Origin of the sequence: Siminovitchia sp. FSL W7-1587, from assembly GCF_037963795.1 — a bacterium.
Classification (GTDB): Bacteria; Bacillota; Bacilli; order Bacillales; family Bacillaceae_C; genus Siminovitchia; species Siminovitchia thermophila.
This window is the reverse complement of sequence record NZ_CP150169.1, coordinates 3,515,964-3,542,953: the sequence shown is the minus strand read 5'-3', so window position 1 is coordinate 3,542,953 and position 26,990 is coordinate 3,515,964. Positions and strand designations below refer to the sequence as shown.

Below are 26,990 nucleotides of genomic sequence, written 5' to 3'. Positions count from 1 at the left end.
ACTCCTACTCTACTGATCTTTTCTAAATGCGATTATTGTTGTCGAATCGTCTTCACTGCCGACCAATCACTTGCTTTTACAAGGCGAACGAGGAGTTCTTTCGCCGCCGCATAGTCATCAACATGAACGATCGACGCATGTGTGTGGATATAGCGTGCGCAAATCCCGATCACCGCACTAGGCACCCCTTCGTTGGAAGTATGTACACGGCCCGCATCTGTTCCTCCCGGGGAGACAAAATATTGGTACGGAATGTCATGTGTTTCGGCCATGTCCAAAACAAACTCCCGCATCCCTTTAAGCATAACCATTGAGCGGTCAAAAATTCTAAGCAATGCCCCTTTTCCAATGTGGCCGAATTCTTTCTCATCTCCCGTCATGTCGTTGGCCGGACTCGCGTCAAGTGCAAAGAAGAGATCAGGCTTAATCATATTCGCGCTTGATGCCGCGCCACGAAGACCAACTTCTTCCTGAACCGTAGCACCGGAGTAGACAATATTTGGCAGTTTTTCATTTTGCAGTTCTTTTAACAGCTCGATGGCCAGCCCGCATCCGTAACGATTATCCCACGCCTTGGCCATCACTTTCTTTGGGTTGGCCAGCGGTGTAAATGGACAGACTGGAATTACTTGTTGTCCCGGTTTAATCCCTATCTTTTCGGCATCCTCACGATCATCCGCCCCAATGTCAATGATCATATTTTTGATCTCCATTGGTTTTTTCCTTTGTTCCTCGGTAAGCAAGTGCGGCGGAATAGACCCGATAACTCCCATTACCGGCCCGTCGTCAGTGATGACCTGAACCCGCTGGGCAAGCATTGCCTGATTCCACCAACCACCCAGAGGCTGAAAACGGATCATCCCGTTTTTTGTAATTTGTGTCACCATAAAGCCAACTTCATCCATATGACCCGCGACCATTATTTTAGGACCCGATTTGTCGCCGGTTTTGATCCCAAAAATACTGCCCAGCCTGTCTTGTACTACCTCATCAGCATATTTCTCAAGCTGTTTGCGCATAAATTCCCTGACTTGGTGCTCATTTCCCGGTGCGCCCGGAAGCTCCGTCAGCGTTTGAAAAAGAGCGAGTGTATCTTTCTCCAATTCTTCAACCCCTTTTCGGATATTTATTTCATTTTACCATTAAATCGTTTTTGTCAGAAATAGGAATCCTGTGATTTATGGTCGAACTGCCTGTCTTCTTCCTGTATACTTAATGTATGGTGATATTTTGGAGGTGCAGAATATGAACTGGAAAACATTTGTACTTGGAGCTGGCGCCGGGGTCATTGCGGGCTATTTTGCAAGTGAAGCCGTAAGAAAAAATTGTCTTGTACCAGAAGGAAAAGTATTGGCAGATGTGAAAAACGCTTTTAAACAAACAGGTGAAGTGGACGGATCATGGATTAAGTTTAAACCAGAAGAGTTTGAAAAACACGGAATTAAAACAAAGGTGTACCGCGGCGGCGTTTCCCATAAGCAAAATGGGAATTCACAACAGTTTGAGTTCATCGCTGACGCGTACACTGGAAGTGTTATAGACGTATACCCGGTATCACATTAAGAACTACATATTCATAGTCGAAAAAAGGGATGGACAGCGAAAAAAATGTTTCGTTGATCCATCCTTTTATATTTAGACTCATACTTCTCGGGAAACTGAAGGGACGGTCATATGATCATGATTCCCGGCAAAACCCTATTGGTAAACAAACAGCATCTTCTTCCAAATATCATTCGGAGAAGATGCTTTTTTTTGAAAATTGCATTGATACTTGTTAGAAAAAGGGTTATGAAGGGAAAAGTAATAAAAAATACTATAATATTTCGAAATGATTTACTCTTTATCAACTATATAACCATTACTACTTTAATATAATAATGGAGGGTGTAGAAATGTCTGTAGTCGACAAACATAAAATTGTTTCAAGCGTCCCTCAAACGGGGTTTTTTGGACATCCTAAAGGTCTTTTTACTCTCTTTTTTACAGAGTTTTGGGAGCGCTTTTCCTATTACGGGATGAGGGCCATCCTTGTTTTTTATATGTACTATGAAGTATCCAAAGGCGGTCTAGGTCTTGATGAACAGACAGCTCTTGCCATCATGTCCATCTATGGTTCGCTCGTTTATATGTCAGGTATTATCGGTGGTTGGCTAGCTGATCGAATATTCGGTACGTCCCAAGCTGTATTTTACGGTGGAATATTGATTATGTTTGGCCATATTGTATTGGCGATTCCGGGAAATGTAACAATGTTCTTTGTTTCCATGATTCTGATCGTGATCGGGACCGGATTGCTCAAGCCGAATGTATCAGCAATGGTAGGTGATATTTATAGTGAAAAGGATGATCGCCGTGATGCTGGATTTAGTCTTTTTTACATGGGAATTAACTTAGGCGGTTTCTTGTCGCCATTAATTGTTGGTTCTGTTATGAACTATAGTTTTCACCTAGGATTTGGGTTTGCCGCAATCGGAATGTTGATTGGGCTTATCATCTTTCTGGTCACGAAAAAGAGAAGCTTGGGGCTGGCAGGCACATATGTCGCCAATCCTTTATCCCCAGCCGAGAAGCGAAAGGTCTATATGGTAATTGGCGGGGCTGTCGTTCTATTGGGGATTATGTTAGCGGTAACAATCCCGGCGGGTTTGCTTACGATTGAATCTTTTATCGCTCTTGTAGGTTTATTGGGATTCCTTATTCCAGCCATCTATTTTATTGTCATGTACCGCAGTCCGAAAACAACGGAAGTGGAGCGTTCCCGTGTTCTGGCCTTTATCCCGCTGTTCCTGGCTTCAGTCATGTTTTGGTCCATCCAAGAGCAAGGCTCAACCATTCTTGCCAACTTTGCGGATAAACGGACCCAATTGGAGATTGCGGGAATCCATCTTTCTCCCGCATGGTTTCAATCACTGAATCCGTTATTTATCATACTGTTAGCGCCTGTCTTTGCCTGGTTATGGGTGAAGCTGGGAAAACGCCAGCCTTCCATCCCCCAAAAATTTTCTTTGGGATTATTGTTTGCGGGTCTTTCCTTCCTTGTCATTTTATTGCCGGCCCATTTTGGCGGTGAACATTCTTTGGTCCATCCCATGTGGCTCGTACTCAGTTATTTGATCGTTGTCATTGGTGAATTATGCTTGTCGCCTGTTGGTTTATCTGCCACAACCAAGCTGGCGCCGGCTGCTTTTTCAGCCCAAACAATGAGTCTATGGTTTCTTTCCAATGCGGCCGCGCAAGGGCTGAACGCCCAGATCGTAAAATTCTATCAACCCGAAACAGAAATGCTGTACTTTGGAGTCATTGGCGGAATGGCCATCCTATTAAGTATCATTCTGTTCATCGTTACTCCTTTGATTCAAAAGTATATGAAAGGCGTGCGTTAACATCGGTAAAAACTGCTTGCGCACACAACACGCGCACATCGGGTTGTGATGAAAAATGCTTTTTTTTTATACAGTTGAATCGCGGGCAGTTTGTTCTGTTTTAAAGGTAATCAATCAAAAATGAAAATGGGAGATCATATACTATTCCGCTTTATATCTTGAAACGTTGAGTTTTTCCTGGACGCCCGCAATATACGTCTCTACAATCGAGATAAGCAGAGGTCCGTGACAATTCATGTCGATTATTTCCTTAGGGGGAGAATCGACATGTTTTGGTTGGTTTGAAAACAATATTGTATTAGAAAAACTACCATTCATTTAACAACATAACATGCAGAGCCATATTGGCCAGTCAGTCTGTTCAGGCGGAACAAAAAGTGCAGATAACAAAAAACATCCCATTTTTGTTACCTGCCGCTTTTAACCATTATTGCTGTAAGGCCATATATTGATCTTTCATTTTTCTCTTCACAATTTTCGCCGCATTCACTTTCGTTTGAAGAATGGGGGAAATCTTGCGCTTATATTGCTTTTTCACAATCACATCTCGCAATTCACCCGCCGTTTCACAATCTCTTTGAAGCATATTTTCCACAACGCCCATTTGAATGGGATGATGCGAGTCACTGCCACAAACGACTGGAAGACCAATCTGATCGGCAAATGCCCGCACTTCCAATTGCATCTTGCCAACACCAAATTCGAACATATCTTTCCCGTTTAAATCAAAAGCGTGCAACCGTTCTAGCAACGCTGGATCATGATGGTGCAATGGCGTCGATTTCCGTAATGGATGTGCGCCAATCATCAAAAGATCATAGGATTCCCCCATGTCGAGCAGTGTTGGAAACGATATAAATGCATCCTTCTTCGTATGGTGCTCAAGATGATGGCGGATGTCTAACAAATCCGCTCTATGGCCGATAAATAAAATATGCCCAACTTCCTTTACATCGATTTCCATTCCTGTAAAGACTTTAAAACCATCGACATCAAAATAATGGCCTTTGTAGTCAAACTGGCGATCAAGCTGCCCATACAGATCGTAAAAGTGTTTCGTATTAAAATGCTCGGTCATCGCAAATGCTGTTAAGCCCGCGTCCTTCGCATTCAAGACCATCTCATAAAAAAATGAAAGATCAAAATCAACCCGTTTTGCTAATTTCACATGTGTATGAAAATCAATATTCAACAAAACCCGCCCTTTCTAATATTCCGCGCCAACTGGTAATGAAACTTCGAACATCTCCAATTTGCTGCCCGATTGATTCAACAGCCAAAAAAATAAAAGTCTTCTTTCAAAGAGGCATCCAATAACCGATGACATAAATGGAAAGTGTAATGCCAAACGTCAGTGCAATAAATTGCCCATCATACTTCGTCAATTTTAAATAATCCAGTTTTAATTTCTTCGCGATATTGTTTTCCAACGTGTAGCTAAACCCTCTTACCTCCAGTGCTTCCACTGTTGTCCTTGTGCGCTTCGCTGTATTAAGCATCATCGGATAAAATGCCAACACACTCATTTTGATGTAATAAAAAATATAACGCCTGTATAAAAAACCTGGCTTACATGGCAGCTTTCCCCGCAATCGAAATGAATGAATAATATTTTGATATTCTTCAATTAAAATCGGAAGCATGCGATAACCATAGGACACACCGAAGCTGAACTTTCCCGGCACTCCCAATTTCAAAAGAGCGTCACTGAACTTTTCAGGATCCATACTTGTCACAACAGCCATCGTCGCTAAAGAAACACAAGCAACCTTTAACGTAACCGGGATAATCGAAACAAGCGCCATAAAACTATTACCTAAAAATATTGCTGCAAACACTAAGTACGTAAATTGTGAAATAATCCCGACGATTAATAAAAAGATAAGCAGCGGACTTACTCTTGATACGTAAGCAAGAGCTACTGTGAAAAGAGTAAAGCCGATTAAAATGGTGAGATTATGTGTCAGCCAAGGAATGATAGAAAAGACAAGCATCCATATGATTAACACACGCTGATCGAGCTTCGCAAGTGGTGTTTGCTCATTGCCGTAAGCCGTTCGCATCAGCTCAATTTTAATGTTTTCAATCGTGGCCTTACTAAAAAGCTTCTGAAATGCGTTCACTTACAATCTCCTCCAACTGAAAGCGGCCGAGAAAGCCATCAATCGTCAACTCAACCGGGTTTAACTTTAAACAATGGCATAACGTGACAATTTGTGGTTCGACTAAGGATGCCGTCCGTAACAGTGCTTCATCAGAAAATAAGTCAAACGGTGTCGTATCCGCGATAACGCGCCCTTTATTCAGTACAATTACCCGTGACGCCCATTCCGCCACTAATTGCATATCATGCGTTGCGACGATCGTTGCCTGGACTTGTTCGTCTAACTGATGGAGCATCGCAATCATTTCTTTTTTCGTCGCAATATCAAGACTCGCTGTCGGTTCATCCAGTAACACAATTTCTGGCAACATCGCCAGCCCGATTGCCAAGGAAGCGCGCCGTTGTTGTCCACCGCTTAATAAACGGCCATCCCGGCTTTTAATGTACTGTAAATAAAATTGCTGCATCACCTTATCCAAAATAGTTTCAAGCTCTGCCCGCTTCCGTGCCCTCAAGTAAAACGACACATCCTTCTCGATGTCGTCTTCAATAAACATTTCCTCAGGATTTTGGTAAATATAAGCAACTTTTTCCGCAAGTTTTTCAGGCGATACACGTGCCGTTGATTCACCGTTGACGAACAGGTCTCCTTCCAACGGTTTCATCAAGCCCGAGATGAGCTTCAGAATGGTCGACTTTCCTGCCCCATTACTGCCAACCAAAGCAATGCGTTCACCAGAACGAATCGTTAAATCCAGTTCCTTAATGACGGGCACTCGTTTTCTTGATAAAGTCTTATACCCGTAATGAACGTTTTGAAATTCAATCATCGGCTCCCCATTTTTTGTAAGAGCGATAGGTCGCGGTTGTGTTGTACGTTGCTTGCATTCGTTGAAAAACAGTGCCGCTTCTTCGACCGTCACAGGCAAAAGTCCCTCCTCATCCCGTTTTGAATTCGCCGCGGCAATGGTCACTTGTGGCGGATATATTTGCATAGCCATTAACTCATCGACACTGTTTAACGCCTCCCGCACCGGCTTTTTCCATCTCACCGCCCCATTTTCCAGCAAAATGACTTCTTTGCAGTAGTTCGCTATGAATTCAGTGTGATGTTCAATAACCAAAATGGTCATTTTATATTGTTCATGGAGCATTTTGAGTTTTTCATATAACTCAACCGCATGTGCAGGGTCAAGCTGTGCGACGGGTTCATCAATAATGAGCACGTCAGGAGATAATGCGATCGCCCCTGCCAGCGCCACTAAATGTTTTTGACCGCCGCTAAGTTGCCAAACGTATTCCTCAGCGAGATGGGCAATATCCAGCAACTCCAATGCCCGCCGGCCCCTTTCCTTATAGTCGGAATAGCCGAAATTCAGCGGTGAAAAGATCACCTCATCCATAACCTTTGGACGCACAAGCTGGTTCTCAAAATCTTGATATACGTAAGCAATTTTTTTGGAAAGAGATGCTACATTGGCAGTTGTCGTATCGATTCCGTCCAAATACACTTTTCCTTGAAAATCACCAACATAATAAAAAGGAATCAAGCCATTAATCGCTTTACAGAAGGTCGATTTTCCTGCCCCGTTCCCTCCGATGATGGCAGTAAACTCATGCTTTTGAATCGTCACCGACAAATCCTTTAATACCCAATCTTTCGCGCCCGGATACCGAAAGGACACTTTATCGAATGTAATCAACCTTTCCTACTCCTTTCCCATTAACATCATGCCGTTTTCTGATCGGTGTTGGATGGCATTTTTTTTGATTTTCGAATGATTCGATAGATGATATAAATGGCTAACCCAGACAGAATAGCCCAAGCGCTATATCCAATCCATTTTTGGCTCTCATCAAATTGCTCGATAAAGTTACTTGACCAAAACGCCAAGTTCATATCTAACTCTGCGATAAACTCGGCAATCATCCCAACAAATGTAAGCATGACCGCGGCGATGATGAGACGTAGTGAAATATATGAACCGATGGATGCTTTCACTCTCGCTTCACGCGGTTTCATTCCCAAGAGCGGTTCTATTTTCCCATACAATTTGGGTGTTAAATAAAGAGTTGGAACCAACCCGAATAATACCCCTGTGATCACCATTTCATTTAAAAAGCTCACGCCTTCTAAAATGACAATACTTTCAGGAAGTCCCGGAACAGCGTCAAACCCTTCCACTCCAAACCATACTTTTCCGATATCGACAATTGAACTCAACAATTGGTCAATGCCGACACCAACAAGTGAAGCAACCGCGAGTTGGCGTTTGCTCAAGGGATTTCGTACTAACAATCCGGCAACATAAATCGCCAATGTGAATTCAATAAAACCTTCCACTTCACCAATTCCGCCAAAATCCCCCATAAGTAATCCGGCAAATACAATATTTCCAACAGACGCACCAACAGCAACATATAGCGGATGAAACAAAGCAGCCAAAACAAGGGGAATAAAAGCAAAATAAGAAATAGAAAATTCAATTGGTCCGATTTCATTTGCCGGCAATAATTCAGTAATCATTTTTGATAATCCGAATAAAGACATGGACAACACGAAAATCATCATTTTTTGTGACTGTGTTAGCTTTCTTTCCTCATTGATACCCATTTTTTCCACTCCTTTACTCCTTATTGTCCTCTTTACTATACGAGTCGATTGTAAAGAGGATTTTAATTTATTGTAAATTTATTATCTTTTTGATATAAATGATATTTTTCTTTCATTTTTGCTGTATACTATAGTAATAGAACGCGTTTAGGAGAAGTGTTGGTAAATGTCAAAGAGTAGGAACATGTTAGGCGTTTCAATTGAGGGGAGTTAATGAATGTGGTGAATTTTTCAACATGGGATCTTTCAAAAAGCCAGCAAAGAATTGCTGATTATATCCAAAAGCATCTCGACCTCATTCCATATATGAATGAAAAAGAGATTGCCAAAGCATGTAATATTAGTGTGGCAACCGTGTCTCGCTTTTGGAAGGCCATTGGTTTTTTGAATTTAAAGGAGTTTAAACAACACTTAAAACAAGAAACCGCCATTACGCCTGCCAGCAAAGTGGAAGCAGCCGTCAAAAAACACAGTTCATCTCATGGACAAGTGATATTCGATCATGCTGTGCAATGCCTAAATGAAACAAAGCACCATTTGTCTGAAAGAAAGTTTCAACAAGCCACTGCTGCACTAGCAAACGCAAAGCGTATTCATTTGTATGGAGCAGGTTCTGCCCAGAGCCTCGTCTGCTTGTTTTCCTTTCGCTTAAAGCGTTTCAATGGAAATGTTTTTTCCCTTCCCCCAAGTGGACATGAAATATTTGAGGCGATGATTCATATGGAAAAAGGCGATGTACTCGTCATATTCGGGTTCGTTCAAGCTTCAGTGGAAATCAATGTCTTGCTGGACTTTGCACAAAAGCAAGGAGTTTGTACTATTTTAATGACTGATTTACTCGTTTCCCCGATGTTGGAACGGGCAACATACGTCCTTTACACTAGTCGGGGCGACGCAGGAGACTTTCATTCGATGGCCGCACCTGTCGCCATGATTGAAAGTATGATTATTAATGTGAGTAAAAAAATGGGCAATGACGCTTTTGACAAGCTTCACAACCTTCATCAAATTCGAAAAGACTATCAGAATCGGCTGCCACGGAAAGGCTGAACAATTGAAACATTCAATTGAAACATTCACTAGTAGAAATCTCAAATGGGGCAACTGCGGCTAATCGGGCGGGGCTGGGACACAAACAAATACGAAATAGCAAAAACCGAACAATTCATTTATAATTGTTCGGTTTATTTGTGTAAAAAAAAATCCCTATCACCGCTACGTCAACATATTTCGCTTTCCGCAGGTCTCTTCAGCTTCCTCGGAAAGCAAAGGTCGCTTTCCTGCGGGATCTTCAGCTCGAGCTATTCTCGCAGGAGTCTACCTATGTTGACACGCTAAAAGCTTGCGTATGATACAGTGGGACAATTTATCCGGCATGTAAGGTGCCGTAAGGACTCCCACTTCAAAATCTTGAGTGAATACAAAAGGTCTAAGTGGGAGAAACGGCACCTAAATGCCCGATTGGTTCAACTAACATTCAGTAGGAGCCCTACTGAATGAAGTTTCACTTTATCCCGCATGTAAGGTGCCGTAAGACTCCCACCTCAAAATCTTGAGTGAATACAAAAAGTCTAAGTGGGAGTAAACGGCACCTAAATGCCCGATTGGTTCAACTAACATTCAGTAGGAGCCCTACTGAATGAAGTTTCACTTTATCCCGCATGTAAGGTGCCGTAAGACTCCCACCTCAAAATCCTGAGTGAATACAAAAGGTCTAAGTGGGAGTAAACGGCACCTAAATGCCCGATTGGTTCAACTAACATTCAGTAGGAGATGGAAGAAAACGCCTACTGAATGAGGTTTCACTTTATTGTTCTTTTTTTCATCAGCTGATTTAGTCGTGTCCCAGACTCGGACTCCATTAAAAGAATGCGTTCATATTCTTTCAGATAGGTTGTCAATACCCTTTTCTTTTATTTCGTTGTGACATCCATTTTTTTGTGTGTAAATAATACTGCCTGATTGGGCGGCTCTCCCATCAGGATTCGTCCTTGGAGTGCTTTACGATCATTTTTATCAACGGACAAAAAGGCCTCAGCCCGTTTACATACGGGGCTGAAGCCTCTTATGTCATTGGTAGGCAGGGTGCAGTTCTTTTTTCTTAACCGCCCTCTTCTTACCTTTAGTCAATTTGCTTGGATAGCCGGCACTTATTTTACCACGGCTGCGGGACGGTTTCTTTTAACCGAATCAATGATATGGCCATCTTCGTCCCATTTGATGGCACGGTAATGGCCATCGTGATAAAATGTGAACCAGCTTCCTGACTTGATTGCTTCCGGAATCCATTTTTGCTTTGCATAAATAGAATCCATCGGGTAATCGTCATAAGCCAAAACCCATAATACATTTCGGTGGGCATGGGTCGGCATGATGTCAGCCATGTGAACCGCCCTTTCACCGGAACTTTCGATCGTAATGATACTGTGCCCGGCGCTGTGTCCCCCTGTATGAACCATGTTAATGACGCCTTCAATCTCAATCTCTTTAGAAAACGTTTTCACCTGTTCTTGAATTGGTTCCCAGTTTTCTTTCCAGTATGTATTTCGGGAGCGGATATTGGGATTACGCATTTCATCCCATTCAATGGCAGATGTGTAAATCACTGCGTTCGGAAAAAAAGAAACATAACGATCTCCAACTTTTTTCGTTAATCCGCCTGCATGGTCAAAATGCATGTGGGTCATACAAATAATATCAATGTCAGAAGGTGCCAGCCCCAACTTGGCAAGCGATTCTTCCACTTTCGATTGTTCCGTAACGCCGTAGTTTCTTAATTGCTTTGCGGACAACTTGCCGTAGCCAAGCCCTGCTTCAATCAAGATGTTTTTTCCATTTACTCTCAAAAAAATAGGGTCTGACCTTAATTCAATTTGATTCTTTTCATTAACCGGATATTTTTTTTCCCATAAGGGCTTGGGCACTACACCAAACATGGCTCCCCCGTCAAGATACGTATCTCCGCCATTGAGCCAGGTTAACGTCAATTCACCAATGTTCATTGTTTCCATTTTCTCGACCTCCCGCACATTTCGAAATTATTGTACCATATTAATTGAATATTCAGCCATGTAAAAGCAAATAAAAAATAAAAAACCGCAATCTCCAATGAAAAATGGTGTCCATACTGTTAACATACCATCATCATTTGGAAGACTGCGGCGGGGTTCTATAAAATGAGCATTAGATAAATTTCTCTAAATATCCGATCCAGAATTTTACTTCTTGAATACGATTTTTACTTTTATGCCAACCAACAGAAAGCATCGTATGGGCGATAACATACCATTTCATTCGAAGCAGCAGGTTATCTGTCATATCTATTCCATATTGTTCAAGCCATTTCGGCCAATCAGTACGCGGGATATAAAAATATAAAAGAGGCCCGATATCAAGAGCAGGATCTGCAATCGCCGCTCCATCCCAATCAATTAAGTAGAGCTCACCATCGTCGGAAAGAAGCCAGTTGTTATGATTGACATCACCGTGGCAAACTGTCCATGTGTCATGATGGACATTGGATTTTTCCGTTTGCAAAAATTGAAGGGATGATTGAACAATTTCATTCGAAAGTAAATCCCCATCCACCACGGCGACTACATCTGACAGGATCATTTCCGGCTTATAAGGTGTTTTTCCGAGGCGAGAAAGCATTGTTAACAACGCGCGCGATGCGTGTATTTTTTTCAGTAATTTCGCAACGCGGGAGTGAGTCATATCTTGGGGTTTAAATTCCCTGCCGTTTAAGCATTCCTGAGCTGTAATGACATCTCCGTTTTCCATTCTTTTTGTCCAAATCAATTTCGGAACAATGCCCTCCGCAGATAATACGGCAAGAAAAGGAGAGGAATTGCGCTTCAAGAAAAGTTTTTCCCGTTCATTACACGCGAAAAAAGCTTCCCCTGTCGCACCACCAGCAGGAATGATTTCCCAATTATGCTCGAATAAATGTTTCACCGTCATTCACCTTCAATATTTATGGAAAGGGACGTTCCTCTCCCATTTATCTCAGTAGAAAGAAAAAAGACAGCTATTGGAGTGATAAAATACAATAGCCATCCTTCTTTAAATTTTAACTCTAAGTTGCATTTTTCGTCAAGTCCGTATTCCGATAAAGTAGATGTTACTTTTGTCGAAATCTGCGCTTTATCTTTTACAGGCCGCTTCAGGCTATGGATACAATGAATGTATGGCCGAAAAATGATTTATGTAGTTCTTTTAATAGCCACTGTTTTGCAACTGTCCATCAAGGCCTTTGCCCCAAGCATTTGCATCCTTTTAACAGGTAAGCGCGGCGCTTTTAATTTACGAAGCCAGCTTTCATAATGATGCTTATCTATAAAAAGCACATCGCTTTGCCCCTCTGGGTAGTCTATGTAACTATTTTCTGATATAACAGTGCGTTGGATGGGTAAATCGACCTTATGATTTTTAAAAATCCGCTTGACTACTGTAGACATGCGATTGGCTGAAATTAATGGATTTAACACTTTATCATCCGCGTTGACAGCATTTCTCCAAAAATGCGAAGAAGACCCAATATATACCGCCTCCTCTGCACCGTTTAAAAAAGCAATGCAGAAAATCATCGAAGGAGTCAGGAGCAACACTTCCAATTCCACTTCCGTTTTTTCGAAGCGCATGACAGGCCGGTACATGACAAAAAAAGAGTCGGGAAACCGTTGTAAGAGGCCGCGCAAACGTGGATCCGTGTAGTAGCTGGACTGGACAAACGATCTCTCCGAAATGGTCGTGCTGGCCCATTGAATTTGTGATAAAAATAACTTATCCAAAAAAGACTGCTTTAAAGCAGTTTTCCGTTTGGCGATTTCGATGTTTTTCAGACGACTTCCCCGCTGTTCCAGAGTATTCACGATTGCTTGCCATCTTCGTTTTTTAAGGCGAACAAACTTAGAAGAGTATTCCGAAAGGTCCTCTTCATAGCGTGATACGTAATCTTGTAATTTGATCAACTGCGCCATTTCCTTTTAAAAACAACCTTTCATATCAATGTAAATGATTCGATTTTCTCGTATTTTGGGGAATGATCCAACCGGGTGCGGTAAAGCACCACTTCCACGGCGTCAAAAGCCGGGCCGGGCAAACTGGGGGAGGCATTACGCGCAAGTTCTTGAAGCTGGCTCAAGGAAAATGGCTCCTCCCCCATCCATTTGCGGGCAATTGTAATATGTGGCTTGAACGGTCTCGTTTCAAGCTCAAAACCAGCCCGCTGACATGCTGAAAAAACATTATTCCGCAGTGCCTCTAATTGGTCTGTACCTGTAGTGCCCACCCATAAAATCCGCGGTCTTTTTGCTTGTCCGAACGTCCCGGCTTGATTAGGGCGGAGCGTTATGTGCTCGGCCCCCTGAATCGCATCCCCAACGAGTTTAATGGAAGAGGCCAGCACCTCTTTTTCTGCCTTCCCCAGAAACGCAAACGTCATATGGTAATCTTCCGGATGAACCCAGGTCTTAAAAGGGAAAACGCTCTTGATCCGCTCACTGATCGAATGTAAATACATCTTCATCTCCCCAGGCAATGCAAGGGCAAAGAAAAAGTGGTCAGAATGCATCTATAACTCCCCTTAGATTTCCTTATTTGTTTAATTCTTCTTGAAAAAGCAATTGAAGTTTGCGCGTTACAGGCCCGGGTATTCCTTCACCAACTTGGCGGCCATCCACTTTTACGATCGGCATAATTTCGGATGTTGTGCTTGTAAGAAATACCTCATCCGCCTGCCGCAACTCTTCCAAGGAATATTCTTTTTCTGAAAAAGGAATATTGTTTTCTGCACATAATTTCAGTGTGACTTGCCGGGTTATACCGTTTAAAATCAAATTGGTCGCCGGATGAGTGATCACTGTTCCATCTTTTACAATATACACGTTTGATGAAGATCCTTCCGTAATCGTTCCGGAACGATGCAAAATCGCTTCATAACATCCCTGACCGGATGCTTCTTGCTTTGCCAGCACATTTGGCAATAGATTTAAGCTTTTAATATCGCAACGGAGCCATCTGATATCATCTTCGGTGATGGCGGCCACTCCATTTTCAAGTGCTTTTTCAGGACGCGGCGCTTCTGTCGTATAGGCTGAAAAAACCCCTTTCGTTCTACTTGGGTCCGGGAAAATGTGACTTCTGGAAGCTGTTCCTCTTGTTACTTGCATGTAGACCGTTCCCAGCTTCACGCCGTTTTCTTTGACAAGTTGGCGGGCAAGGGAAAGAACTTTATCCCTGGAAAAAGGAATGTCGAGCTTTATTTTTCCGGCACTCGCAAACAGACGTTCAATATGTTCTTCACCTGTAAAAAGATTGCCGTCATATACGCGAATCACCTCGTAAACGCCGTCTCCAAATTGATATCCGCGGTCTTCCATGTCAATGACCGCTTCGGACCTTTCCATCATTTCCCCATTCAAAATCACTTTTCCCATACGTCATCAATCTCCTATCGTTAATGTCATTATGAACGTGCCAATTCATGAAATGCCTGGGCGTAGATCGCTGTCGCTTTTATTAAGTCATCGATATGCATATATTCGTCCTTCTGATGAGCAACGTCGTCCCTGCCGGGAAACAATGCCCCAAATGCGACTCCCGCTGTCAATGAGCGCGCATATGTCCCGCCGCTGATCGATAGCAGCTCCGCTTTTTCATTTGTCTGCTCTTCATAAACTTTTATAAGCTTTTGAATCAATTCATGATCTTTCGGAACGTAATGGGGTGGTAAGTTTCTAATCTTCACAAAATCAAAATGGGCGCTTGAAACTGCGCTTGCCATATCTTGAATCCCTTTTTCAAAAGGAAAAGTGGCGGGGTAGCGCATATTCAATCCAAAACGTCCCCCATCTTCTTCATTATACGTCATAATGCCAACATTGATTGTCAATTCACCTGTAATCTCATCTTCATGCTGGACACCCAAAGCCCGGCCGCGTGAATCCCCGAAAAAGAAATGGACGGCCGCTTTCACAAACTCTCTTCCTCTACGGTCAAGCTTCAATGTATAAAGAAAACTCGCCAAAAGCAAGCCGGCATTTTTTCCGTTGTCCGGCTCCATTCCGTGGGCCGAAACACCTTCCACTTCCATCACAAGATATCCGCTCTCCACATAATAAGACCCGGCTATATTTTGCTCCTTTTTAAAATGATTAAAAAGTTGGAGTAGTTCAGTGTGGTCGCCTTGGATATCAAGCACCGCTCGCGCATGGTCAGGAACCATATTATATCGGCGTCCCGCCACAAAGGAAATGAGCGTTTTGGGGGCACCGTATTCCTTTTCAAAATGATTGTTTTGCACCAAGTCGAAATCACAAATACCTTTCTCGGAATGAATAATCGGAAAATCGGCATCCGGAGCAAATCCCATATCCGGCATTTCCTCATGCTGAAAATAATGGTGGACACAGCGCCAATCACTTTCCTCATCTGTTCCAATGATCAGTCGTATGCGCTTTTCAATAGGCAATCCCAGCTCTTTCACAATCTTCATGCCATAATAAGCGGCCATCGTCGGTCCTTTATCATCAATAGCGCCGCGGGCATAAATTTTGCCGTCTTCCACTTCCCCGCCATATGGATCTTTCGTCCAGCCATCTCCTTCAGGGACGACATCCACGTGGCATAACGCAGCAATAAGCCCGGCACCTGATCCCATCTCCAAATGCCCGGCTACATTTCCGACATTTTTTGCAGTAAAACCATCCTTTTCCCCAAGCAGAAGCATATAATCCAATGCTTCTTTTACTCCTTTTCCAAGCGGGGCGTCCTCTGTTTGATTCTGTTCATTTAAAACACTCTTGATTCGCAAAAGTCCCTGCAAATCTCTTATCATGTCATCTTTTCTCTTTTTTGCTTCAGAGATCCAATCAATATTTGCCATAGACATAGCTCCTTTGAATGCTTGCTGACTCTATTGTACAACTTTTCAGCCATTCAAAAAAAGGGGAATACTTTTTTGAACGTATTGTATGACGAAAAAATAAGCAAGGCATATCACTGTAAAAGGCACTGCCAGCACTGCAGTCACAGTATTTTTACCTTTAAAATATCCGTCTTTCCCCGAATATAGCTTTGTAAAAGGATGGCTGCCGACTATTTTATGCCATATTGATCCGCTCCACGCAACCACTGTAAATAAACCGCAAGCAGTTATACCGATCTTCATCCAAAGCGGCGGAAGCATGATCAATGCAGCCACCGTTACACCAATAATTCTTACATATCCCCAAAAATATTCTGTATTTCTCGTCGTTACTTTTATAAATAATTCCAAATAGCCGACCATTTCAGTCCGTTTTTTAAATAAACGGTTTGATTTGGAATACAAGCGGGGATTTTTTCGCACTGTCCCTAGTTTCGGTAATTTCTCAATGTCCGAGGACATCCCCAGCACGAACTCCGTATGTTTTCTTTTTTCCCGTTCATCAATAGCGAGATCCTGCTCAAAAGTATGTATGCTCGTAAATCGGGGATAATTCAACACGATCGATCCAACTGTATTGAGCAAAGAGATTAGGATGATCAGTAAAATAGATCCATGTTCAAATGCCAGAAAGCTGACATACCATATGGCGCCGGCTCCGATCACAAGCGGGATATTTCTCAAGATGCTGATCAAGCCGCGTAACTGAACGTCCAAACGGCCAGATACAGCCATGACGAGCCATTTTAACGTGATCCACGAGATGCAAAAGGATAACAGCTGAAGTCCGGTAAAACCGTAATGTTGAAACCAAAACGGGGCTATCAACAAAGCGAGAAGGCCTGCTGTCAGTATTTCAAATGTATATGAAAATAGTATTCCGCCCTTTTTTAAACCAATAAACAGGCGTTCTTTTTTCATTAAAAAAATGGTGTCCGCTTCCCTGACATACGTTCTGAAATGGCTATTCCATAACAGAAAAAAAGAACCGATAAACAGGAAAGAAAAAGGAATGTGTTGAATCCAGCCAGGCATTTCCAGCCACCAAGACCGATAAATGAAAAATCCAATGACGATACTTGGAATGACAAAATAAACGATGATCGTCCAATCCATTACCGCCCGCATCGTTTTCAACTTATGCTTTCCGTTTTCCAACACCCTCGTCCAAAGCAGTCGCCCGCTATTCATCCCCTTCATCCTCCAGTGAAAGACACGAATACAAATTGCCATCTTCTGCACCGCATTGAGAGAGCACCTCATCCAGTGTTCCCGATGCCTTAATCGTTCCATTTTCCACAACCAAAAAAGAATCGCAAATCCGCTGTGCCGTGTCCACAATATGTGTACACATTAATATGGCGGTTCCAGAAACCCTCTCCTGATCAATCATGTCAAGCAACAGCTTCGTAGAACCGGGGTCCAGTCCCATAAAAGGCTCATCAATGACAAGCAAATCCGGCTTTGAAAACATAGCAAGCGCAATCATCCCTTTTTGTTGCATCCCTTTAGAAAAGGTAGACGGAAATTCATGAATTCTGTCAATGAGCCGAAAAACATTTAACAGTTCCTTGGCATATTCAAGATTCTCTTCCTGCAACTGTTCCACCGCGCATACAAACTCGAAATGCTCCCAAAGAGTCAATTCATCGTAATATATTGGCCTTTCCGGAATATAAGAATAAGAAGAGTCTTCATTCTTTTCAATTTTCCCTTCCAAAAATGGCAATTCTCCCAGCATTGCTTTGATTGTCGTGCTTTTACCAGCTCCATTGTTGCCAATCATGCCAACTAATTCGCCTCTATTGATGGAAAAATCAATATTGGAAATAATAGATTCATTCGGTTTATATCCAGCCTGTTTGATCTTTACATGTATAAGCGCCAAATCCTTCACCCCGTCCTAGATTCGCTTTTAAAGATATACGATATAACATAATAAAAGTTTCATTGCAAAGATAAAATGTGACAAATTACGACCTTTTTCTTCCAATTGTTAAAAATCCCTTTTAAAGCAAGCAAGATTGCGGTAGAATAAAACTGTCTGATATTTTAGTTTCAGACACAAGATGTTAATTACAAAGAAAAGGAGTTGTCCGAAAGGAATCACGACGTAGACTGCACTTCATCAATGCAGCTGTCCGCACCATCTGCCAAGGAATTCAAGATGAGGGAGTGGTTTTTTGAAACCTTCTACGAATAGGATGCTCACCAGGATCAAGGATGTATATTTGTACATTAAAGAAAATGGTACCGTGACGACACGGGAGCTGGCTGATGCATTCGGCAGTACACCTCGCACCATTCAAAGGGATTTGAATGTGTTAGAATACAATGACCTAATCAGCAGCCCGCGCCGCGGGAAGTGGACAACAACAGAGAAAAAAGTGAAATTAACATCTTAGAAAAAAAGAAAATTTGACTGGCCCCAAAGCTCATACGATCGCTTAACTACACGTATACTTAGAAGATTCACAAACCCACTACGTTTATGTTTGCTTTCCTTTAGCAGAAAAGCGCAGATGCCTTTCACAAATGTACAGGCTGAAGAAGCATCGACGCGAGCCTCAGTCATGTTGACTTATCGCAGGACGCCATGAGAAACGTAGCATGTAAGCTTCGTGCAACGTTTTTATCATGATGTTCTACCTCCAAAAATAGCGATACCGCTAGAGTATGAAGGCAATACTGCCAGTCAATAGCGCTGGAGCCAGACTTTTCAAATGAAATGCCAAAGAAAGAACTTACTTTCTTTTTCATAACAAAATGCCGCCTGCTGTTTCAAACAGTGGCGGATTTTTTTATACACATGATTAACTCTGATCTACATCTTTTAACTGCCCGATTTCTTCTTCCGTCAACTCCCTATATTCTCCTTCTTTTAACGTTTTGTCGAGTACGAGCGGCCCAAGCGAAACCCGCTTTAAATATTTCACCTTTTTTCCAACCGCCTGAAACATCCGCTTGACTTGATGATATTTTCCTTCTGTGATCGTTAGTTCTATATCTGAATATGTTCCGGATTTGATAATGTGCAGCTTCCCCGGCTTTGTCTGATACCCGTCATCCAGTGTAACGCCCTTTTCAAACAATTGGATGTCTTCTTCCGTGACAATTCCGTCAATGATGGCAAAATATGTTTTAGGCACATCCTTTTTGGGAGACAGCAATTGATGGGCAAGCTTGCCGTCATTTGTCAGCAGCATGAGCCCCTCTGTATCTTTATCCAGTCTTCCAACCGGAAACGGCTTGAATATTCTCTCCTCTTCCTCCAGCAAATCAATGACGGTCGGCTCACGCACATCCTCCGTTGCCGAAATAACGCCAGACGGCTTATTCATCATTATATATATATATTCTCTATATTCCACTTCCTCCCCAAAAATGAAAACCTCATCTTCGTGAGGGTGGACATGGTGCTTCGGATCCTTGATCACCTGCCCATTTACGGAAACGGAGCCCTTTTTTAAAAACTTCTTTACTTCTTTTCGACTCCCGAAACCCAAATTACTTAACAATTTATCTATTCTCACAAAAATCACCACCTTGCTTTTACAAAAAAAATCGTGGAAATAGGCCATCGTCCATACGTTTTAGGCGCAGTATCATAGGCTGATGTTGCAGGATACAATTCATGAGGAGTGTTATGTCATGTATACAGATTATCGTCAACAAATGCCCGGTATGCAACAAATGCCCGGTATGCCGCAAATACCCGGTATGCAGCAAATGCCAATGGGGATGCAAGGATATCCTCAGATGGGAATGCCGATGGGCCAGCCCATGGAAATGCAGCCGAGTGAAATGCAGCAGCCAACAGGTTTCCAACCGCATACGGCAGAGCAACAGGGCGCGCCCTCACTTTTTCCGGGCGGCGGGCAAAGCGGTGCCGGATTCGAAAGAAGGTTGGAACGCCTTGAAAGGCAAGTTGAACGGGTCGACCGACAAATTAACCGGTTCGATCGCCGCATCTCAAGAATCGAAAGACAACTCGGATTTGGCAGACCCGAAGACCTTGAAGTCCAGCACTATTCTGGAGGATATTATTAAAGAGGCATCCGCAAGGAAGCCTCTTTCCTTTGTCTTTTCATCAAATGTGAAGACGCTGCCTCAATCGTTGCAGCCTGTCGCCAAATAATCGGTCCGCCAAGCCGGATTTCAGCCCAAGATAACCATAAATGGCCGCACCCAAGCCCGCACACAACAAGATGATCAAGATCGACTGAAAGACCGATTCCGGAGAAAAGACAAGTAACAGCAAACGGTATAACCCATAGACGGGAACAGCCATCACTAAATTGAAAATGACGATTAACAGTGATCTGCGGTACACAAGCCGAATTGGGTAAGATGCAAATTGTTTGATGACAAACAAATTGATGGCAATCGCGGCTCCATAACCCAAAGCTGTGGCATAAACGGCGCCTTCTGTTGAAAAAGCCTGAATGAGCGGCATATTGAAAGTAAGCTTGACAAGGAGACCCGTGAGCAAACTGAGAATCGTAAACCGCTGTTCATTAATCCCTTGTAAAATCGCTGCTGTAACAGAGTATAAGGCAAATAAAATAGCCACCGGGGCATATGTGCGGAGCACTTGTGCCCCATATTCATCATAGCCGTAAAACATTGTGTACATCGGCTCCGCCAACAGGGCAAGCCCGATCGCGGCAGGCATGGTGATAAAAAGAAGGAGTTGAATTGTTTGATCAAGCTGGCGGAACATGAGCTTTTTATTATGTGTCACAAATGATTCGGTTATAAGCGGGACAAGCGTCAACGCAAATGCCGTTGCCAGGGAAACTGGAATAATGACAAGCTTGTGGGTCGTCATATTCAAGATTCCGAGAGAATCCATCGCTTCGGCGGCTCTCCCCGCTTCCGCCATTGCCCTGTTAAATGTCATTTGATCGACAAATTGAAAAAGCGGATTCGCAATCCCGACCAAAACAAATGGAAATGCGTATACGATAATTTCTTTATACATTTCCGGCAGCGATACTTCCAATGTCCCCCGATCATGTTGAAGCATTTGATCCAAACCGGGCTTTCTTTTTCTCCAATACCAAAACAGAACGAACAGGCTGGCAATTCCGCCTATAAATGCGGCAAAAGTAGCGACACTAATGGCAGTGACAATATCTTCTTTCATCACATATAAGGCAATAAAAGTGCCCCCCAACAGAAAAATGATGCGCGCCAACTGTTCTACAACCGTTGAAACAGCGGATGGGCCCATTGATTGATGTCCCTGGAAGAAACCTCTGATTAAGCTCATCACGGGAATAATCAAGAGCGCGAAGCTGACAGCCCGTATAACGACGGCAACATCGGCCGTTGTATAATGATGTTTTGTTTCCGCTCCTTTTAGCACAAGCTCCGCCAGCCACGGAGCAAGTCCATACATGGTCAAAAACGAAACAATCCCTGTAGCCAACATGACATAAATGCCTGTGTGAAACAGCTTTCGGCCAACCGCATATTCTTCCATCGCGTTGTATTTTGCGATATATTTGGAGACAGCAAGCGGGACGCCCGCTGTCGCAATACTAATAAAAATCGTATAAGGAACATATCCAAACTGATATAATGCGGCGGGTTCATTTCCGCCGATGATTCTATAGAACGGAATGACATAAAGAAGTCCAAGGACTTTTGACAAAATGGTTCCGAGCGTTAATATAAATGTACCCCGAATTAATTTAGAAGACATGCAATCTCTTACTCTCCATTGTTTTATTTAAAAGGCGGCCTGATACCGCTAAGAATGATTGTATGCGACCTGTTCCTGTATGTTAACTAGAAAATGGATGCTCTTCCTCATGCAGTTTAACTCCCTCTTCAATTCAAGGACGAATCATTCCCAGCTTTTATTTCTCACCATTTGCTTCATCAAGCTCTACTGTTATAGTTTACAGTGATCGACGACATTTGACAATGAACAGTCTAGTGACATTTGCTTTTACGATATTTGACAGTTTACAATGAAATAGCAAAAAAACGACAAGGTGTTGACATAGATGAATGCGGATGTAATTGTGATAGGCGGCGGCCCGTCCGGCCTCATGGCTGCTATCGCTGCGGCTGAACGGGAATCCCGCGTACTGTTGCTGGATAAAGGTAATAAACTTGGGCGGAAACTGGCCATATCGGGCGGGGGGCGCTGCAATGTGACGAACAGGCTTCCAACCGATGAAATCATCCGTCATATTCCGGGGAACGGCCGCTTTCTTTATGGAGCTTTCTCCATTTTTAACAATGAAGATATTATCAGTTTTTTTGAAAACCTGGGAATCCGGCTAAAAGAAGAAGATCACGGCCGAATGTTCCCGGCTTCGAACAAAGCCCAGTCGGTCGTGGACGCATTATTATCCCATATGAAAGATTTGGGCGTCTCCGTTCGCACGAACACTCCCGTCAAAGATATTTTATATGGCAAGGACAAAGTGGAAGGCGTTTTACTCGAAAACGGTGAAACATTATCCTGCCGGTCTGTTGTGGTGGCTGTTGGCGGAAAATCTGTTCCCCATACCGGTTCCACCGGCGACGGTTTTCCGTGGGCGAAAAAAGCGGGACATACGATTTCCGATCTCTTTCCGACAGAAGTACCCGTAACATCCAATGAAACTTTTATCAGGGAAAAAACGTTGCAAGGGTTGTCATTAAGGGATGTGGAAGTCAGCGTTCTCAATCCGAAAGGAAAGCCGATCATTACACATCGAATGGACATGCTCTTTACTCATTTCGGCATTTCTGGCCCGGCCGTGCTTCGTTGCAGCCAATTTGTTGTAAAAGCGAAGAAAAAATGGAATTTAAAAGAAGTCGTCATGCGCATTGATGCAATTCCTGACAAACATCTGGAGCCACTATTTGGGCAACTAAAAAAGATGTTGAAGGATGAACCAAAAAAAGCGGCCAAAAATACGTTAAAAGGCTTGCTTCCGGAACGTTATCTGCTTTTTTTGCTGGAAAAAAGCGGAATTGACCCTTCCGCGCAAGGTGCCTCCATATCAACAGACAACATACGGACCTTTGCCACTCATTGCAAGCAGTTCGAATTTACCGTGGAAGGCACGCTTCCGTTGGAAAAAGCCTTCGTTACGGGCGGAGGCATCTCAGTCAAAGAAATCGAACCGAAATCGATGGAATCAAAACTGATGAAAGGATTGTTTTTTTGCGGAGAAATATTGGATATATACGGATATACCGGGGGCTATAATATTACCGCGGCGCTTGTCACTGGACGCCTCGCGGGGGAAAATGCGGCAAAGTAGGCTCTCGTTCATGGACGTGTAAGCCGGCTTGTGACAAATCTTTTGCTCGTTTTCCCACTGCTTCCCCAAGCTGGCACCGAAACACGAGACGCTCGCCTGCTTATATTCCCGTCCTCCTACCCCTTTGCTTCAAAGAAGGAAAACCAAATTATAATTCGAGAAAAGAGGACTAGTCAATTTCAGAATGTAAGACTCCGCATGCTAGCAAGAAAAGTATCCGAAAAACAACCCTATTTTTTCCGTAAAAGTACGGAAGCTGTCATTGGTCGGCTGATCTCTTATTCACATCGCACTGCATTTTACCAACGACAGCTTCCATTACAAAAAATCACTGTTACCACTCATAAAGCCTATGGCAAGCGACATGAATCTCAGGTGTCATATGATCGCTATTCAAGTTAATCCACCTGCAGTTCTCAGTGTGTTTGCTGCTCTCCCATCAGGATTTGCGGAAGGAAGTAACACCGTCGACTTACTTAACAATCCCTGTAACATTGGATCATCGGTAAATGGCAAATCCATCAGCAACCGTAAAGATAGTTCTCGTTGCCAAATCGTTACACCTGTCCGTCTTCCATTCTTTTAGTCATTTTTTACTTTCTATGTCTGTATATTAGAAGGCCGCCAACTAAGAACAGTACTAGCCCGACAATGAACCAGTTGAATATATTTGTTGCGGTGTTTGGCAACTTGCTTTCACCTGCATCCGTCGTGTCCTTTTTACCAGGTTTTAATTCTTCTTTCTCCTCGCCTAACAATTCCAATCCTTCTCTGGCGCTATTTAACACTTGTAATGCTTTGTTTATATCGTCCTGGGTCGCCTGTTCGTCATGTAATATAGATTCGGCATGTCGCAGTGCATCCCGCAACGCTTTCCAGCTTGCTTTCGTATAGGCGGATGTGTCTCGTTTTTCCGCTTTGACTTTATCAATCGCTTTCTGTAATCCCGACTTATCAATGAAGTCTTGCGCTGAAAGGCCAATTGCTGAACCTTCTCTTGTAGAATCGGCGGCCCCAATAAAAAGATTTCTCTTTTCATCAACGATAATGCTATTTACGTTTCCAATTTCTTTAGGAGCAGGCTCCCATTTATGTCCCCTTCGTTGCAGTTTTTCTCGGGCATTACTTGGAATACCATATTCCCAACGAATGGTCGGAAAAGAATTTGTAAAAATACGCGGCTCTTCAATGGCGTCTTTCAGGTCCATCTTATAACCAATGACATTTAATATCGTTTGTGCCACTGAAGTAATAATAGTCGTTCCTCCAGGCGAACCGACTGTCATAAAGGGTTTTCCATCTTTTAAAACGATCGTAGGTGTCATGCTGCTTAATGGTCGCTTATTCGCTTGAACTTCATTCGCGCCTCCCGGTGTTGCGTCAAAATCAGTTAACTCATTGTTCAAAACTATTCCGTAATCAGGCACCATGATCCCTGATCCAAATAGTTGCTCAATGGTTGTTGTAAAAGAAACGAAATTCCCCCACCGATCTGCTACCGTGAAATGAGTTGTTTCACCGTCAACCTTATCATCCTGTTGTTCATTTGATTGATCAATGGTCATTGCCGTTCCTTTATCCTGATACTCCCAAGGATCACCTTGCTGAATTTCCGAATTTGCGTTATCAGACTGAATTGTTTTGATTCTTTTATCAATATAGTTTTCATTTAGTAATCCTTTTTCAGGCACATCGACATATTCCGGGTCTCCCATGTAGGCCGCTCTGTCTGCATAAGCTAATCGTGTAATCTCCGCCATATAATGGTATTTTTCGGGGGACCTTACCCCATATTTAGTCATATCCATTTTTTCATACATTTTTAATATTTGTAATGCTGTCAATCCGCCGGAACTCGGCGGGGGCATGGATGCGATATCATAGCCTAGATAATCTCCCCACACCGGTTTATGGTACGACACAGCATATTTGTGAACATCACCAGGAGCCATTGAGCCCCCATTTTTTTGTACAATTTTAGCTATGGCATCCGCGATTTCTCCTTTATAAAACACATCTGTACCATGTTCTTTGATTAATGTAAAAGTGCGAGCCAAATCCTTTTGGATGAGTAAGTCACCTTCTTTTAAAGGTTGGCCACCAGGCAAAAATACATCCTTTGCCGCTCCTTGTGATAGTTTGTCCTGGTTACTGCTTATCGCCGCAGCTACTGCCCAGTTTACTTTCACCCCATCTTTAGCTAATTTGATTGCAGGTGAAATAAGTTCAGCTACAGACATTGTTCCCCATTGATTTAAAGCCGCTTCCAACCCTTTTAATGTTCCGGGAACTCCAACTGAAAGCCCGCTTTGTACTCTTTCAGAAAAAGGAATAACGGTTCCCATCATTGTGTCTATATTCCATTTTTCCGGTTCTTCCAAATGATGATTCCATGTCCGAACTTTCAATTTGTTATTGGCAACTTGAAATCTTAACCACTGCCAATCTGTTGATTGCTCAACTTTGTATTTTTGTAATGTGGTATTGTTTGATCCTTTAGACTGAATCAATTTCACTTCATTTGCTTTCGTGTCAATTTCAATTCCATAGCCATTTTTGACAAATGTAGTGTTGGCAGATTGAAACTCATCAGCACGTAACCATAATCGAATTCTTCTGTCATCCCCAGGATCATCTGTCCTAAATCGAATCAGTAACTCGCCTTCCGCAATCTCATCCATTACAGAGACGGCTTGTGCAAAAGATTTTTTTTCACCATCTGCTTTCTCAGAACCAAAATGAATGCTTCCTCCATCTTGATCTAATGTTAACGTTGTTCCTCTTTCAAAGACTTGAAATTTTTCAGGATTCCACTCCCCTTCATCTCCTTCAAAATGGTATGTGAACATATTTTGATTTGAACTCAAATCATTGACATGGACTTCTCCAATATGGAATTGTTCTCCGCCGTTATTATTTAACTCATTTGCTCCTATCAGGAATTTCCCTTTACCTTCTACTACTTGACTCTTATCCATAAACATATCTGGTGTTGCCCCACTTGGGGCTCGTTCTCGGCTATTGATAATGGACACATCTTTTTTATTTGCATCGTAGTACATGAAAAAGCCGCCGCCACCAATTCCGGACATCATTGGTTCCACAACATTTAAAGCAAATTGAATGGCGACAGCTGCGTCTACTGCATTACCGCCCTTTTTTAAAACCTCTGCCCCAATCTTTGACGCAAGTGGATGGGCCGTAACCACCATGCCGTAGTCTCCTTCGGCAGTTTGCTCAGGCTGTACACCGGGATTTTCTGGTTCATACCCGGTATTATCATCCGTACTGGCTAAAATAGGTTGGGGCGGAGCCGAAAAGCCAAAAGTAACGATAAGGACCATTGAAAATAACGTTGATAACCAGCTGTATTTGTTTTTACTCATTCAAACACCCGCTTCCATTTCTATTGTGTCTCATGAATGAAATACAAAAACATTTTTTCTCTAGACAAGTCCATGTTCAAACATAAAATAGTGAAACGAACGTTTCCCATTGATCAACATGCCCATTTGCACCCCCTCCCGGTAACAGTGAAATACTGTTGTCACTTCATACAAAGCAATTTGATCGAACTGGGAAAAAAAGAACAAATACACTGAAGAAAGATTACATAGCGATCATGTAGAAATTTTTTCGCGTTTATTTTCATTATATTCCGAATTATCCGTGCAATGTGGTATTT

General features: G+C 42.8%; 21 protein-coding genes and 2 pseudogenes. 6 read left to right on the top strand and 17 right to left on the bottom strand.

What is annotated here, in order from left to right; translation table 11 throughout:
- Window positions 1-32: 32 nt before the first annotated feature.
- Window positions 33-1,103 (bottom strand): M42 family metallopeptidase, encoded by a 1,071-nt coding sequence (locus tag NST31_RS16725; RefSeq protein WP_339162105.1) that lies wholly within the window; start codon window positions 1,101-1,103, stop codon window positions 33-35.
- Window positions 1,104-1,245: 142 nt separating this feature from the next.
- Between NST31_RS16725 and NST31_RS16720 the strand changes: the two genes are divergently transcribed.
- Both NST31_RS16720 and NST31_RS16715 read left to right on the top strand, forming a co-directional pair.
- Window positions 1,246-1,563, top strand: a complete 318-nt coding sequence (locus tag NST31_RS16720; RefSeq protein ID WP_077109986.1) for a PepSY domain-containing protein — start codon at window positions 1,246-1,248, stop codon at window positions 1,561-1,563.
- Between the two features lie 332 nt (window positions 1,564-1,895).
- Entirely contained in the window at window positions 1,896-3,386 is a 1,491-nt protein-coding gene (locus tag NST31_RS16715; protein ID WP_339162102.1) for a peptide MFS transporter, read from the top strand.
- A 427-nt stretch (window positions 3,387-3,813) separates the two neighbouring features.
- Here the strand turns inward: NST31_RS16715 and NST31_RS16710 are convergent, their stop codons facing one another.
- The 4 genes from NST31_RS16710 to NST31_RS16695 all read right to left on the bottom strand — a co-directional run bounded on the left by NST31_RS16710 (window position 3,814) and on the right by NST31_RS16695 (window position 8,104).
- Window positions 3,814-4,578, bottom strand: coding sequence for a PHP-associated domain-containing protein (locus NST31_RS16710; protein WP_339162101.1), 765 nt, complete (start codon window positions 4,576-4,578; stop codon window positions 3,814-3,816).
- A 106-nt stretch (window positions 4,579-4,684) separates the two neighbouring features.
- Window positions 4,685-5,509 (bottom strand): energy-coupling factor transporter transmembrane component T, encoded by an 825-nt coding sequence (locus NST31_RS16705; protein ID WP_339162099.1) that lies wholly within the window; start codon window positions 5,507-5,509, stop codon window positions 4,685-4,687.
- Entirely contained in the window at window positions 5,484-7,193 is a 1,710-nt protein-coding gene (locus NST31_RS16700) for an energy-coupling factor transporter ATPase (RefSeq protein WP_339162098.1), read from the bottom strand. Before NST31_RS16700 ends, NST31_RS16705 begins: the two co-directional genes overlap by 26 nt.
- Window positions 7,194-7,219: 26 nt before the next feature.
- On the bottom strand, window positions 7,220-8,104 hold the full coding sequence (locus NST31_RS16695; RefSeq protein WP_339162097.1) for a cell division protein FtsQ: 885 nt from the start codon (window positions 8,102-8,104) through the stop codon (window positions 7,220-7,222).
- A 213-nt stretch (window positions 8,105-8,317) separates the two neighbouring features.
- On the opposite strand from NST31_RS16695, the gene NST31_RS16690 reads away from it, so the two are divergent.
- The gene (locus NST31_RS16690; RefSeq protein ID WP_339162095.1) at window positions 8,318-9,154 is read left to right on the top strand and encodes a MurR/RpiR family transcriptional regulator; all 837 of its coding nucleotides are present in this window, start codon (window positions 8,318-8,320) and stop codon (window positions 9,152-9,154) included.
- Window positions 9,155-10,254: 1,100 nt separating this feature from the next.
- Here NST31_RS16690 and NST31_RS16685 read toward each other — a convergent pair.
- From NST31_RS16685 to NST31_RS16650, 8 genes are all read right to left on the bottom strand, one after another.
- Window positions 10,255-11,115 carry an MBL fold metallo-hydrolase gene (locus NST31_RS16685; RefSeq protein WP_339162093.1) on the bottom strand — a complete coding sequence of 287 codons (861 nt, stop codon included), beginning with the start codon at window positions 11,113-11,115 and terminating at the stop codon, window positions 10,255-10,257.
- 172 nt (window positions 11,116-11,287) lie between these two features.
- Window positions 11,288-12,061: a phosphotransferase family protein gene (locus NST31_RS16680; RefSeq protein ID WP_077111925.1), complete on the bottom strand. Its 774-nt coding sequence runs from the start codon at window positions 12,059-12,061 to the stop codon at window positions 11,288-11,290.
- A 248-nt stretch (window positions 12,062-12,309) separates the two neighbouring features.
- Window positions 12,310-13,077 (bottom strand): hypothetical protein, encoded by a 768-nt coding sequence (locus NST31_RS16675; protein ID WP_339162091.1) that lies wholly within the window; start codon window positions 13,075-13,077, stop codon window positions 12,310-12,312.
- Between the two features lie 29 nt (window positions 13,078-13,106).
- Window positions 13,107-13,679 (bottom strand): RNA 2',3'-cyclic phosphodiesterase, encoded by a 573-nt coding sequence (gene thpR / locus NST31_RS16670; RefSeq protein WP_339162089.1) that lies wholly within the window; start codon window positions 13,677-13,679, stop codon window positions 13,107-13,109.
- 22 nt (window positions 13,680-13,701) lie between these two features.
- Entirely contained in the window at window positions 13,702-14,544 is an 843-nt protein-coding gene (gene dat / locus NST31_RS16665) for a D-amino-acid transaminase (RefSeq protein WP_077111920.1), read from the bottom strand.
- Between the two features lie 29 nt (window positions 14,545-14,573).
- A complete protein-coding gene (pepV, locus tag NST31_RS16660) occupies window positions 14,574-15,992 on the bottom strand; it encodes a dipeptidase PepV (RefSeq protein WP_339162087.1) in 1,419 nt (472 codons plus the stop codon).
- A 45-nt stretch (window positions 15,993-16,037) separates the two neighbouring features.
- Window positions 16,038-17,225, bottom strand: a complete 1,188-nt coding sequence (locus NST31_RS16655) for an ABC transporter permease (protein ID WP_339162086.1) — start codon at window positions 17,223-17,225, stop codon at window positions 16,038-16,040.
- On the bottom strand, window positions 17,218-17,931 hold the full coding sequence (locus NST31_RS16650; protein ID WP_321189679.1) for an ABC transporter ATP-binding protein: 714 nt from the start codon (window positions 17,929-17,931) through the stop codon (window positions 17,218-17,220). The genes NST31_RS16655 and NST31_RS16650 overlap by 8 nt, the downstream gene beginning before the upstream one ends.
- A 286-nt stretch (window positions 17,932-18,217) precedes the next feature.
- Between NST31_RS16650 and NST31_RS16645 the strand changes: the two genes are divergently transcribed.
- A complete protein-coding gene (locus NST31_RS16645) occupies window positions 18,218-18,439 on the top strand; it encodes a DeoR family transcriptional regulator (protein WP_077111916.1) in 222 nt (73 codons plus the stop codon).
- 408 nt (window positions 18,440-18,847) lie between these two features.
- Here the strand turns inward: NST31_RS16645 and NST31_RS16640 are convergent, their stop codons facing one another.
- Window positions 18,848-19,567: a pseudouridine synthase gene (locus tag NST31_RS16640; RefSeq protein ID WP_077111915.1), complete on the bottom strand. Its 720-nt coding sequence runs from the start codon at window positions 19,565-19,567 to the stop codon at window positions 18,848-18,850.
- A 118-nt stretch (window positions 19,568-19,685) separates the two neighbouring features.
- Between NST31_RS16640 and NST31_RS16635 the strand changes: the two genes are divergently transcribed.
- Entirely contained in the window at window positions 19,686-20,084 is a 399-nt protein-coding gene (locus NST31_RS16635) for a hypothetical protein (RefSeq protein ID WP_236017095.1), read from the top strand.
- A 40-nt stretch (window positions 20,085-20,124) separates the two neighbouring features.
- Here NST31_RS16635 and NST31_RS16630 read toward each other — a convergent pair whose 3' ends face one another.
- On the bottom strand, window positions 20,125-21,744 hold the full coding sequence (locus NST31_RS16630; protein WP_339162079.1) for a polysaccharide biosynthesis protein: 1,620 nt from the start codon (window positions 21,742-21,744) through the stop codon (window positions 20,125-20,127).
- Between the two features lie 307 nt (window positions 21,745-22,051).
- On the opposite strand from NST31_RS16630, the gene NST31_RS16625 reads away from it, so the two are divergent.
- Window positions 22,052-23,305 (top strand): NAD(P)/FAD-dependent oxidoreductase, encoded by a 1,254-nt coding sequence (locus tag NST31_RS16625; protein WP_339162076.1) that lies wholly within the window; start codon window positions 22,052-22,054, stop codon window positions 23,303-23,305.
- A gap of 593 nt (window positions 23,306-23,898) precedes the next feature.
- Here NST31_RS16625 and ggt read toward each other — a convergent pair.
- Window positions 23,899-25,638 (bottom strand): annotated as a pseudogene (gene ggt / locus NST31_RS16620) (gamma-glutamyltransferase); the annotation flags it as partial.
- 633 nt (window positions 25,639-26,271) lie between these two features.
- Window positions 26,272-26,520: pseudogene (locus NST31_RS16615) on the bottom strand (gamma-glutamyltransferase); the annotation flags it as partial.
- Window positions 26,521-26,990 lie beyond the last annotated feature (470 nt).